The 10,775-nt window shown below is 68.2% G+C and carries 12 protein-coding genes and 1 pseudogene; 4 read left to right on the top strand and 9 right to left on the bottom strand.

The window, feature by feature from the left end:
• The 3 genes and pseudogenes from Q7S93_RS14985 to Q7S93_RS14975 form a co-directional block, all read left to right on the top strand.
• Positions 1-658: pseudogene (locus Q7S93_RS14985) on the top strand (DEAD/DEAH box helicase); the annotation flags it as partial.
• A 123-nt stretch (positions 659-781) separates the two neighbouring features.
• Positions 782-1,837 carry a GGDEF domain-containing protein gene (locus Q7S93_RS14980; RefSeq protein WP_304714740.1) on the top strand — a complete coding sequence of 352 codons (1,056 nt, stop codon included), beginning with the start codon at positions 782-784 and terminating at the stop codon, positions 1,835-1,837.
• Between the two features lie 85 nt (positions 1,838-1,922).
• Positions 1,923-2,726: an enoyl-CoA hydratase/isomerase gene (locus Q7S93_RS14975; RefSeq protein ID WP_304714738.1), complete on the top strand. Its 804-nt coding sequence runs from the start codon at positions 1,923-1,925 to the stop codon at positions 2,724-2,726.
• A gap of 2 nt (positions 2,727-2,728) precedes the next feature.
• On the opposite strand, the gene Q7S93_RS14970 is transcribed toward Q7S93_RS14975, so the two are convergent.
• Genes Q7S93_RS14970 through Q7S93_RS14930 form a run of 9 tightly spaced genes read right to left on the bottom strand, consistent with a single transcriptional unit; the run spans position 2,729 to position 9,966 of the window.
• Positions 2,729-3,133, bottom strand: coding sequence for a HesB/IscA family protein (locus Q7S93_RS14970; protein WP_304714736.1), 405 nt, complete (start codon positions 3,131-3,133; stop codon positions 2,729-2,731).
• A 15-nt stretch (positions 3,134-3,148) separates the two neighbouring features.
• Complete coding sequence (locus Q7S93_RS14965) at positions 3,149-3,508, bottom strand: SUF system Fe-S cluster assembly protein (RefSeq protein WP_304714735.1); 360 nt, start codon at positions 3,506-3,508, stop codon at positions 3,149-3,151.
• A 5-nt stretch (positions 3,509-3,513) separates the two neighbouring features.
• Complete coding sequence (locus tag Q7S93_RS14960) at positions 3,514-4,728, bottom strand: aminotransferase class V-fold PLP-dependent enzyme (RefSeq protein WP_304714734.1); 1,215 nt, start codon at positions 4,726-4,728, stop codon at positions 3,514-3,516.
• Positions 4,728-5,768 (bottom strand): Fe-S cluster assembly protein SufD, encoded by a 1,041-nt coding sequence (gene sufD, locus Q7S93_RS14955; RefSeq protein ID WP_304714732.1) that lies wholly within the window; start codon positions 5,766-5,768, stop codon positions 4,728-4,730. The genes Q7S93_RS14960 and sufD overlap by 1 nt, the downstream gene beginning before the upstream one ends.
• Complete coding sequence (gene sufC / locus Q7S93_RS14950) at positions 5,765-6,511, bottom strand: Fe-S cluster assembly ATPase SufC (RefSeq protein ID WP_304714731.1); 747 nt, start codon at positions 6,509-6,511, stop codon at positions 5,765-5,767. Before sufC ends, sufD begins: the two co-directional genes overlap by 4 nt.
• Complete coding sequence (locus Q7S93_RS14945; RefSeq protein ID WP_304714730.1) at positions 6,511-6,882, bottom strand: hypothetical protein; 372 nt, start codon at positions 6,880-6,882, stop codon at positions 6,511-6,513. Before Q7S93_RS14945 ends, sufC begins: the two co-directional genes overlap by 1 nt.
• A 26-nt stretch (positions 6,883-6,908) precedes the next feature.
• Positions 6,909-8,378 carry a Fe-S cluster assembly protein SufB gene (gene sufB, locus Q7S93_RS14940; protein ID WP_304714729.1) on the bottom strand — a complete coding sequence of 490 codons (1,470 nt, stop codon included), beginning with the start codon at positions 8,376-8,378 and terminating at the stop codon, positions 6,909-6,911.
• A gap of 11 nt (positions 8,379-8,389) precedes the next feature.
• Positions 8,390-9,532, bottom strand: coding sequence for a cysteine desulfurase family protein (locus Q7S93_RS14935; RefSeq protein ID WP_304714728.1), 1,143 nt, complete (start codon positions 9,530-9,532; stop codon positions 8,390-8,392).
• Entirely contained in the window at positions 9,529-9,966 is a 438-nt protein-coding gene (locus Q7S93_RS14930; RefSeq protein WP_304714727.1) for an Rrf2 family transcriptional regulator, read from the bottom strand. Before Q7S93_RS14930 ends, Q7S93_RS14935 begins: the two co-directional genes overlap by 4 nt.
• Before the next feature lie 155 nt (positions 9,967-10,121).
• Here Q7S93_RS14930 and Q7S93_RS14925 point away from each other — a divergent pair, with 155 nt between their 5' ends.
• On the top strand, positions 10,122-10,775 hold the full coding sequence (locus Q7S93_RS14925; RefSeq protein WP_304714726.1) for an alpha/beta hydrolase: 654 nt from the start codon (positions 10,122-10,124) through the stop codon (positions 10,773-10,775).

The following is a 10,775-nucleotide window of genomic DNA, read 5'->3' as shown; positions in this document are numbered from 1 at the left end:
CCATGCCGACGACTATGTGCACCGGATCGGCCGTACGGGCCGCGCCGGCCGCACCGGCGAGACCTACATGATCGTCACCCCGGCGGACTCCAAGTCCCTGGACAAGGTGCTGAAGCTGATCGGCCAGACCCCGCAGAAGGTCGATCTCGACCTCGACTGGGCGAGCCTGACCGACGAGCGCGGCGGACGCAGCAGCGGACGCAGCAGCAGCGGCCGCAGTTCAGGCGGCCGTGGGGGTGAATCCCGTTCGCCCGGACGCAGCCGCCGTCCGGAACGCTCTGAACCGGCCAGCACGCCCGCCGATGTGGTCGAGGCCGCAGCGCCGGCGCCCACCGTTTCGGAAGAGGTTCAGGAAAAGCCCCGCCGCAGCCGTGCGACCGAGGCCCCGGCCCCTTCGCCGGCCCAGGCTTCGCCGGCCGAGACTTCGCCGGTCGAACCGGAAGCCAAGCCCCGGGAAACCGCCCGTCGCGAGCGCCCCGCCCGCAAGGTCCAGACCCCGGCCGAGCCGACGCCTGCCGCCAGGTCGGGTCGCGCCGAACGCCCGATCCGCGGCGTGAAAGCCCGCGACGAGGCTGATGACAATCGCAATGGCGTCCGGGGCTTTGGCTCCGATACGCCCGCCTTCCTGCTCCGGCCTACGCCGACCCGCGAAGACTGAAATTACGCAGGCCAAGCTCGGCTTTAACGGCTCGTTCGGCTCTGCCCCCTAACCTCCGTTCTACGAATACGGGGAATATCTGCGGTCCCGAAAGGCGACAGCGGAGGGCGGGGAAGACGAAGGATGTCTCAAGACGTCGAGACCAAGCTCCGGGGGCCGGAAGGCTTCGGCCTGGCGCGTCGGGCCATCGAACAGATGGAGCGCCACGGGATCTGGCCCACCGCGGTCAATTTCGAGCTTTGGGTCAACTATCTGGCCGACCCCGACAGCGCGCTGGGCCAGGAAATCACCCGGCTCTTGCAGAGCGGCGACGCCTTCACCGACTCCGTCAGCGAAGGGCTCGCAGCCCTTTATCTCCCCAAGGCGAAGCTCAATGATCAGATCCGCGACACCGGCGACCAGTTGAGCCGCGAACTGGCCTCGGTCTCCGCGGCCATCAATTCGGCCAAGCAATCGAGCGAAGCCTACGGCCTGACCCTGGCCAGCGCCTCGCAGTCGCTTACCGCTGAAAAGGGCATCGCCAGCCTGGAGGCCACGGTGAAGACCCTGGCCGGCGCCACCCAGCGGGTGCAGGCCGAGAACAAGTCCCTGGAACGGCGCCTCAGCGAATCCTCCAGCGAGGTCGCCCGCCTGCGCGAACACCTGGAACAGGTGCGCCGCGACGCCACCACCGATGGCCTCACCAACCTCGCCAACCGCAAGGCGTTCGACGACGAGCTCGAGCGCGCCTGCCATGAGGCCGACGCCACCGGGAACAGCCTGACCCTGGCCCTGATCGATATCGACCATTTCAAAGGCTTCAACGACACCTGGGGCCACCAGACGGGCGACCAGGTGATCCGCTATGTGGCCAGTGTCATCGGCCGGCTGGGCGCCACCCCGCGCCTGGCGGCCCGCTATGGCGGCGAGGAATTCGCGATCATCTTCCCCGGCGAGGATCACCAGGCGGCCTTCACGACCCTGGAAGAAATCCGCCTGGAGATCGCCTCGCGGGTGCTGAAGCGGCGTTCGACCAATGAGGACCTCGGCAAGATCACCGTCTCGGCGGGCTTCGCCGAGCGGCGCGTCGGCGAGAGCGGACACAATGTCATGGAGCGGGCCGACGGCGCCCTCTACGCCTCCAAGCACGGCGGCCGCAACCTGGTGAGCATGGCCGACACCATTCCCAATGCGGCCTGAACCGGCGCCGGCCATTCCCTCCTTGGCTGACGCCGCGTAGGTTCCTCCAGGATCGCGCCCAACGCGACACAGTAGGGAGGACGCCATGACCTATCAGAAGATCAAGACCTCGGTCGCCGAGGGCGTGGCCGTCGTCACCTTGTCCGATCCGGGCACCCTGAACGCCGCGGGGCTCGACCTGATGGCCGAACTCCAGGACGCCATGGACGGGTTCGCCAAGCCGGAGTCCGGCGTGCGCTGCGTGGTCATCACCGGCGAGGGCCGCGGCTTCTGTTCAGGCGCCAACCTGTCGGGCCGCGCCGACCCGGCGCCGGCCGCCGCCAGCAAGGAGCCGCCAGATTCCGGCTCGGCCCTGGAGCGAATCTACAATCCCTTCGTCACCGGCCTGCGGAACTATCCGATCCCCATCGTCACGGCGGTGAATGGGGCCGCCGCCGGCATCGGCTGCTCGCTCGCCCTGATGGGCGACCTGATTGTGGCCGGCGAGAGCGGCTACTTCCTGCAGGCCTTCCGCCGGATCGGCCTGGTCCCCGATGGCGGGGCGACCTATCTGCTCAGCCGCATGGTGGGCAAGGCCCGGGCCATGGAGCTGACCCTGCTGGGCGAGAAGCTGCCGGCGCGCACGGCCCTGGAGTGGGGCCTGATCAACCGCTGCGTCCCCGACGCCGAGCTGATGTCCACGGCCATGGAGCTGGCCCGCGCCCTGGCCGACGGCCCCAAGGCCCTGGGCTATATCCGCAAACTGGTCTGGGACGGGCTCGACGCCGAATGGGCCGAACAGCTGCATGCCGAGCGGGTCGTGCAGCGGGACGCTGGCCGCACCGAGGATTCCCGCGAGGGCGTCATCGCCTTTCTGGAAAAGCGGCCCGCCAAGTTCCAGGGCCGCTAAGGCTAAGAGTCCAGTTCGGCGTCCTGCGGCACGATGGTGACGCTCTCACCACAGCCGCAGGCGTCGGTTTCGTTGGGATTGCGAAACACGAACTTGGACGACAGCTTGGTGGTCTCGTAGTCGATCACCGTCCCGATCAGGAACAGCACGGCCTTGGGCTCGATCAGGATGGTCACGCCCTTGTCGTGGACGACCTCATCCATCGGATCGGCGGTCTCGGCATATTCCAGGACGTATTCCTGCCCGGCGCAGCCGCCGTTCTTCACCCCCACCCGCAGTCCGGCATAGGGCTTTTCCGCCCGCGCCATGATCTCCTGCACCCGGGCCGCAGCCGTCTCCGTCAGGGAGACCACCTGGGGCCGGGGGCGGCGCGCGCGGGGGGCTGGCGTGATGCTGAGGTTTTCCATGATCAGGATATGGGGTCAGAACATGTTCAATTGAAGCTTCGCCTCGTCGGACATCCGAGATGGATCCCACGGCGGGTCGAAGACCAGGTCGACCTTGCAGGACTTGAGCCCTGGAATCTCCATCACCGCGTCCTGCACCCAGCCCGGCATTTCGCCGGCCACCGGGCATCCTGGCGCGGTCAGCGTCATGTCGATGGCCACATCCTTCTGGTCGGAGACATCGACCTTGTAGATGAGGCCGAGCTCGTAGATGTCGACCGGGATTTCCGGGTCGTAGACCGACTTCAGCTTGTCGATCAGCTGGTCGGTCAGGGCGTCGAGCTCCGCCTTTGACAGCGGCGCTGCGTCCTCGGTGTTGATGGGGGCGTCATCCATGGCGTTCACGCAAAAAAGGCTTGGGTCTTGGAAAGGGATTGGACGAAGGCGTCGATGTCGGCCTCGGTATTGTAGAGCGCAATCGAGGCCCGGGCGCTGGAGGTCACGCCGAAGCGACGCATCAGCGGCTCGGCGCAGTGGGTCCCGGCGCGGACAGCGACGCCATAGCGGTCGAGAATCTGGGCCACGTCGTGGGCGTGGGCGCCTTCCATCATGAAGGACAGGATGGCGCCCTTGCCCGGCGCCTCGCCGATCACCCGGAGCCAGTTTGCGCCGGCCAGGCCTTCCATCATGCGGTCATAGAGGCGGGCCTCATGGGCGGCGATGGCCGGGCGGTCCAGGCCGTTCAGCCACTCGATCGCCGCGCCCAGGCCGATGGCCTCGATGATCGGCGGCGTGCCGGCCTCGAACCTATGGGGCGGATCGGCATAGGTGATCGCCTCTTCGGTCACCTGGCCGATCATCTCCCCGCCCCCCTGATAGGGCGGCAGGGCGGCGAGTCGCTCGGCCTTGCCATAGAGGATGCCGATGCCGGTGGGCCCATAGAGCTTGTGGCCGGAGAAAACGTAGAAGTCGGCGTCAATCGCCTTCACATCCACCGGCTGGTGCACGATGGACTGGCAACCATCCACCAGCACCAGCGCCCCGGCCTCATGGGCCATGCGGGTGAGGTCGGTGGCGGGATTGACCGTGCCCAGCACGTTGGACATGTGGCTGAAGGCGACGATCCTGGTGCGCGGCCCCAGCATCTGCCGGAAGGCGTCCAGGTCCAGCTCGCCCGTATCCGTCACCGGGACGAAGCGCAGCACCACGCCCAGGCGCTCCCGCAGGAAGTGCCAGGGGACGATATTGGCGTGATGCTCCATCTGGGTGAGCAGGATCTCGTCCCCGGCCGAGAGCGTCCTGGCCAGGCCCGCAGCCACCAGATTGATCGCCTCAGTGCCGCCCTTGGTGAAGACGACCTCGCCCTCGTCGGCGTTGATGAAGGCCGCCACGGACCGGCGGGCGGCCTCATAGGCCTCGGTCGTCTCATTGGCCAGGGTGTGCAGGCCCCGATGGACGTTGGCGTAGGAATGTTCCATCGCCCCGGTCATGGCCGAGATCACCGCCCGCGGCTTCTGGGCTGAGGCCGCAGAGTCCAGATAGACCAGGGGCTTGCCGTTCACCCGCCGCTGCAGGATGGGGAACTGCGCCCGTGCGGCTTCGACATCGAAGGCCATCAGGCGATCCGCCCGTCTTGCGCCCAGGACCGCAGGCGCTCGCGCACGGCCTCATGCTCGATCCGGTCGATGACCTCGCCGATGAAGGCCTCGGTCAGCATGGCCCGGGCCACATCCTCGGGCATGCCCCGCTGGCGGGCGTAGAACAGGGCGTCCTCATCCAGGGCGCCCACCGTATTGCCGTGGGCGCAGGCCACGTCGTCGGCGAAGATCAGCAGTTCCGGCTTGGCGTCCACCTCGGCCCGGTCCGACAGCACGAGGGCATGGTGACCCATGCGCGCATCGGTGCGGTCGGCGCCGGGGCTGACGGTGATCCGCCCCTGGAAGACCGCGCGCGCCTGGTCATCGACCACGCCCTTGATGAGCTGCTCGGTGGTCCCGTCCGTGCCGGCATGGTTCACCGCGCTGGTCAGGTCGGCATGGCCACGGCCGCGCACCCGGTAGGCGCCGTCCATCCGCACCGCCGCGTCGTGGCCGGGATGGGTGACGCGGGTCTCCAGCCGCTGGCGCTTGGCGCCGGTGGTGAGCGTCGTCTGGGCCAGCCGCGCGCGGGGCGCCAGGTCCACCGTGGCGGTGCTGACGCTGACCGCGTCCTCGTCATCCTGGGCCAGGATGATCCGCTCCAGCACGGCGTCCTCGGCCAGGGTGATCGCCAGGTTCGCATCGGCGAGATAGCCCGCCGCCAGGCCCTCATAGGACTCCAGCAGGGTCAGGCGCGCCCCGGCGCCGAGGCTGATGGAGAGGCTCGCCCCGTGGGCGGTTCCGGCCGTCGCCGAGACGAAGCGCAGCCGGACGGTGCGGGTGTGGCCCGGCGCCAGTCGGAGCAGGCTCTCGTCGCCGATCACCCGGCCATTGACGACCAGGATCTCCGCATCGCCGAGGGCGCCGAAGGGACCGGCTTGCGCAGGGGCGGCCGCCGCCGGCGACGGCGCAGGCAGCTCACGGATCAGGGCGCGCAGGTCTGTCCAGCGCCAGTCCTCGTCACGACGGCTGGGCAGCTGGGCGACATCGCGGTCGCGGAGGGCGGCGGCGAGGGTCAAGCGGCCCTCGCATACTTGTCATAGCCTTCGCGCTCCAACTCGTGAGCCAGCTCCGGCCCACCGGAGGCGGCGATGCGCCCCGCAGCCAGGACGTGGACCTTGTCGGGGCGGATATAGTCCAGCAGCCGCTGATAGTGGGTGATCACCAACATGGCGCGGTCGGGACTGCGCAGAGCGTTGACCCCGTCGGCGACGATCTTCAGGGCGTCGATGTCCAGGCCGGAATCGGTTTCATCCAGGATCAGCAGGCGGGGCGAAAGCATCGCCATCTGAAAGATCTCCATCCGCTTCTTCTCACCGCCCGAGAAGCCGACATTCAGCGGCCGCTTGAGCATGTCGAAGTCGATCTTCAGCTGACCGGCCACCTCGCGGGCGCGCTTCAGGAACTCCGGCGCGCTCACCTCCGGCTCGCCGCGGGCCTTGCGCTGGGCGTTTATCGCCGTGCGGATGAACGTCATGGCCGGAACGCCCGGGATTTCCAGCGGATACTGGAACGAGAGGAACAGGCCGCGGGCCGCCCGCTCGTGGGGCTCCAGGGCCAGCAGGTCCTCGCCATCCAGGGTCGCCGTTCCCTCCGTCACCTCATAGCCCTGACGGCCGGTCAGGACGTAGGACAGGGTCGACTTGCCGGCGCCGTTTGGGCCCATGATGGCGTGAACCTCGCCGGCCGGCAGGTCGAGGGTCAGGCCCTTCAGGATCTCGGCCTCGGCGACGCGGGCGTGCAGATTGTTGATCGACAGCATCAGCGAACCTCGTCAGCCAGGAATTGGGCCATGATCAGCAGGGCGTCCTCGACGCTCTCGGCGAACTGCTGCTTGCGCGGGGCCGCCGAGGTGGTGGCGTTGCGCTTGTCCGCGGCGGTGACGCTGACCCGGCCATCCTCGAAATAGGCGGCCACGCGATAGTCCGTATGGTCCAGCGTCACCGTATAGCGGCGGCGCTCCAGCACGAGCCCGCGCTCGGCCAGGAAGCCGGCGTCGTGAGCCAGGGCGGCCTCCAGCGCCTCGGCCCGGCCGAGGTCCTCGGCCTGGCGCTGCATCTCGGCCTCTTCGCGGGCGCGGCGCTCGGTCTCCCGGCGGTGGAGTTCGGCTTCGAAGGCGGCTTTGAGGGTCATCGATAAGGTCCGGCTTGGTTCCTGGGTCATCCGACGGACCCTTCCAGAGAGATGGCGACCAGCTTCTGGGCCTCCACCGCGAATTCCATGGGCAGGGTCTGCAGCACGTCCTTGACGAAGCCGTTGACCAGTAGCTGGACCGCCTCCTCCTGGGAGAGGCCCCGCTGCATCACATAGAAGAGCTGGTCGTCGGACAGGCGCGTGGTGGTGGCCTCGTGCTCGAAGACCGACTGGCCGTTGCGGGCTTCGATATAGGGCACGGTGTGGGCCGCGCTCTCCTTGCCGATCAGCAGGCTGTCGCATTGGGTGAAATTGCGCGCGCCCTTGGCCTTGGGATGGGCCGACACCAGGCCGCGATAGGTGTTGGAGGACCGGCCGGCCGAGATGCCCTTGGAGATGATCCGCGAGCGGGTCCCCTCCCCCAGATGGATCATCTTGGTGCCGGTGTCGGCTTGCTGGCGGCCATTGGTGATGGCGATGGAATAGAACTCACCCACGCTGTCGTTGCCCCGCAGGACGCAGGAGGGATATTTCCAGGTGATGGCCGAGCCGGTCTCCACCTGGGTCCAGGCGACCTTGGAGCGGTCGCCGCGGCAGTCGGCCCGCTTGGTGACGAAGTTGTAGATGCCGCCCTTGCCGGTCTCCGGATCGCCCGGATACCAGTTCTGGACGGTGGAATATTTGATCTCCGCATCCTCCAGCGCCACCAGCTCGACGACGGCGGCGTGCAGCTGGTTCTCGTCGCGCATCGGCGCGGTGCAGCCCTCCAGATAGGAGACGTAGGCGCCCTTGTCGGCGATGATCAGGGTCCGCTCGAACTGCCCGCTCTCGGCCGCATTGATGCGGAAATAGGTCGACAGCTCCATGGGGCAGCGAACGCCCGGCGGGACATAGACGAAGCTGCCGTCGGAGAAGACCGCGCTGTTCAGGCAGGCGAAATAGTTGTCCGAGGCCGGCACCACCGAGCCCAGATATTTCTTCACCAGCTCGGGATGCTCGCGCACCGCCTCGCTGAACGAGCAGAAGATCACCCCGACCTCGGCCAGCTCCTTCTTGAAGGTGGTCACCACCGAGACGCTGTCGAACACCGCATCCACCGCATAGCGCGGGGCGCCCTGCACGCCGGCCAGGACCTCCTGCTCGCGCAGGGGGATGCCCAGCTTGGCGTAGGTGGCCAGCAGCTCGGGATCGACCTCGTCCAGGCTCTTGGGCCCTTCCTTGGTCTTCGGCGCGGCGTAGTAATAGGAGTCCTGGTAGTCGATCCTGGGGAAGGTGACCTTGGCCCAGTCGGGCTCTTCCATGGCCAGCCAGCGCTCATAGGCCTCCAGCCGCCAGGCGAGCATCCATTCCGGCTCCTCCTTCTTGGCGGAGATGAACCGCACGATGTCGGCGCTCAGGCCCTTGGGCGCGAACTCCTGGTCAATGGAGGTGATGAAGCCGTGCTGGTATCGCTCCAGGGCTTCCACATGTTCGACGGTCTGTTTGACAGCAGGCATCGCAGTTTCCTTCAGGCCGCAGGCGCGCGACGGCGCGCGGCGTGGCGGTCGTAGGCCGTGATCCAGGCTTCGACCATCTGTTTCCAGTCTTCGGCGCCGCTGGACCAGCCGCCGCTGACGCGGATCGCCGCGCCGGCCAACTCGGTCTGGCCCATGGCCTCCAGCACCCGGCTCGCCTTGACCTTGCCCGAGGAGCAGGCCGATCCGGCGCTGACCATCACCCCGGCGAGGTCGAGCGTCATGACCTGCAGCTCGGCCGGAAAGCCGGGACCGGCGAAGCACAGGGTGTTGGGCAGGCGGGTAGCGCCCTGGCCCATGACGAGGGCGCCGGCCGCCACCAGGGCCTGCTCGGCGGCGTCGCGCCAGACCGCCTGTTCGGCGGCGGCGTTCAGCTCGCCCAAGGCCTGGGCGGCGGCGGCGCCAAATCCCGCGATGGCCGGCACATTCTCGGTGCCCGCTCGACGCCCGCGCTCCTGCCCGCCGCCGTGAAGGCGACGCACGAGCGTGGCGCGGGGTCCGAAGGTGAGCGCGCCGGCGCCCGGGGGGCCGCCGATCTTGTGGCTGGAAATGGCCAGGGTGTCGGCGCCCAGGGCCCGGCTGTCGACCGGGATGCGGCCAGCGGCCTGGACGGCGTCCACATGCAGCCAGCCCTCGGCCTGGCGAACCAGAACCGCAGCTTCGGCCACCGGCTGGATGACGCCGGTTTCGTTATTGGCCAGCATCAGGGCGACGAAGGGCCGGCCCTCGGCGGCGTCCCACGTGTCCAGGCGGGCGGCCAGCCAGGCAAGATCGGCCTGCCCCAAGGCGTCCACCGGCATGAGTTCGACCTGCGCGTCCGAAGCCCGGGCGGTCTCCAGGACCGCGTCATGCTCGATGGCGCTGAGAATCAGCCGCCGTGAGCCGGTGGCCACGGCGCTTTCGATCGCCAGGGCGTTGGCCTCGGTGCCGCCGGACGTGAAGATGACGGTCGAGGCCGGGGCGGCGATCAGCTCGGCCACCTGGGTGCGAGCCTGCTCCATCCGCGCCCGGGAGGCTCGCCCGGCGGCGTGGACCGAAGAGGGATTGCCCCCGGCGATCATCGCTTGGCTGGCGGCCGCCAGGGCCTCGGGCCGGATCGGCGCGGTGGCGTTATGGTCGAGATAGACGGCGCTCATGCGGCCACCGTCCCGCCGTCGGCCAGGCGCCCCTGGACCACATCGGCCAGGGATACCGATTCCAGATAGGTGTGGATCTGCCGCCCCATCTCTTCCCAGAGATCATGGGTCAGGCACTTTTCGCCGCTCAGCATGCAGCCCTTGCGCGCGTCCTGGCCGCAGCGGGTGGCGCGCAGGGGCTCGTCCACGGCCAGCACGATCTGGGCGATATTCGTCTCGCTGGCCGTGCGCGCCAGCCGGTAGCCGCCGCCGGGACCGCGGGCGCTGACCACCAGGCCCTCGCGGCGCAGACGGGCGAAAAGCTGTTCCAGATAGGAAAGCGAGATTTCCTGGCGCTGGGCGATTTCGGCCAGGGCCACGGCCTTGTCACCCTCGCGACGGGCCAGATCGGCCATGGCCATCACGGCGTAACGCCCTTTGGTGCTCAAGCGCATGGGGTCCGATCCGTCCTGCAGTTTTCCCGCGCATCGGATTGAGCCTGTGTTACAAGCCCCGGCTTCGCAGCGGCGGTTTTTCCGATTGAACGCATGGATGCGATCTAGGAAGACCAAGCTCCTTAGTCAAGTATTCGGCGGCACGAGAGGATCGCATGCCAGAGGTTGTTCTGACCGGCGCGGCTGGACGGATTGAAGGGCGCTACGCCCAGGGAAAGACGGAGAACGCGCCTGTCGCGCTGATCCTCCACCCCCATCCCAAGGCCGGCGGCCAGATGAACAATCCGGTGGCCGTCCAGCTCTATCACCTGTTCATGAAGCGGGGCTTTTCCGTCCTGCGCTTCAACTTCCGCGGCGTCGGCCGCAGCCAGGGCGAGTTCGATTCCGGCATCGGCGAACTGGCCGATGCGGCCACGGCGCTCGACTGGCTGCAGTCGACCAACCCGGCCGCCTCGCAATGCTGGGTCGCCGGCTACGACTTCGGCGCCTGGGTCGGCATGCAGCTCCTGATGCGCCGGCCTGAGACGGACGGCTTCATCTCGGTCTCGCCTCCGACGAACATGTACGACTTCAGCTTCCTGGCGCCCTGCCCGGCCTCGGGCCTGATCCTGCAGGGCTCGGCCGACACGGTGACGCCGCCGGTCGAGGTGGAGCGCGTCGTCTCCAAGCTACGCACCCAGAAGGGCATCGTGATCGACTACGACCTGGTCGACCAGGCCAACCATTTCTGGACCGAGCAGCTTGTCGAGGTCGAGACTCGCGTCGGGGCCTATCTCGACAAGCGCATGGCGGCCTCGGCGGAGGCATGA

It is taken from the genome of Phenylobacterium sp., assembly GCF_030646615.1.
In the GTDB taxonomy this organism is placed as follows: Bacteria; Pseudomonadota; Alphaproteobacteria; order Caulobacterales; family Caulobacteraceae; genus Phenylobacterium.
This window is presented reverse-complemented; position numbering and strand designations above follow the sequence as displayed.

Bases quoted from the DNA above. Each gene is read 5' to 3' on its own strand.
- Q7S93_RS14970 (WP_304714736.1), bottom strand. From the start codon at position 3,133: ATGGAAAACCTCAGCATCACGCCAGCCCCCCGCGCGCGCCGCCCCCGG.
- Q7S93_RS14935 (WP_304714728.1), bottom strand. From the start codon at position 9,532: ATGAGCGCCGTCTATCTCGACCATAACGCCACCGCGCCGATCCGGCCC.
- Q7S93_RS14945 (WP_304714730.1), bottom strand. From the start codon at position 6,882: ATGACCCTCAAAGCCGCCTTCGAAGCCGAACTCCACCGCCGGGAGACC.
- sufC (WP_304714731.1), bottom strand. From the start codon at position 6,511: ATGCTGTCGATCAACAATCTGCACGCCCGCGTCGCCGAGGCCGAGATC.
- Q7S93_RS14975 (WP_304714738.1), top strand. From the start codon at position 1,923: ATGACCTATCAGAAGATCAAGACCTCGGTCGCCGAGGGCGTGGCCGTC.
- sufB (WP_304714729.1), bottom strand. From the start codon at position 8,378: ATGCCTGCTGTCAAACAGACCGTCGAACATGTGGAAGCCCTGGAGCGA.
- Q7S93_RS14980 (WP_304714740.1), top strand. From the start codon at position 782: ATGTCTCAAGACGTCGAGACCAAGCTCCGGGGGCCGGAAGGCTTCGGC.
- Q7S93_RS14930 (WP_304714727.1), bottom strand. From the start codon at position 9,966: ATGCGCTTGAGCACCAAAGGGCGTTACGCCGTGATGGCCATGGCCGAT.
- Q7S93_RS14965 (WP_304714735.1), bottom strand. From the start codon at position 3,508: ATGGATGACGCCCCCATCAACACCGAGGACGCAGCGCCGCTGTCAAAG.
- Q7S93_RS14960 (WP_304714734.1), bottom strand. From the start codon at position 4,728: ATGGCCTTCGATGTCGAAGCCGCACGGGCGCAGTTCCCCATCCTGCAG.
- Q7S93_RS14925 (WP_304714726.1), top strand. From the start codon at position 10,122: ATGCCAGAGGTTGTTCTGACCGGCGCGGCTGGACGGATTGAAGGGCGC.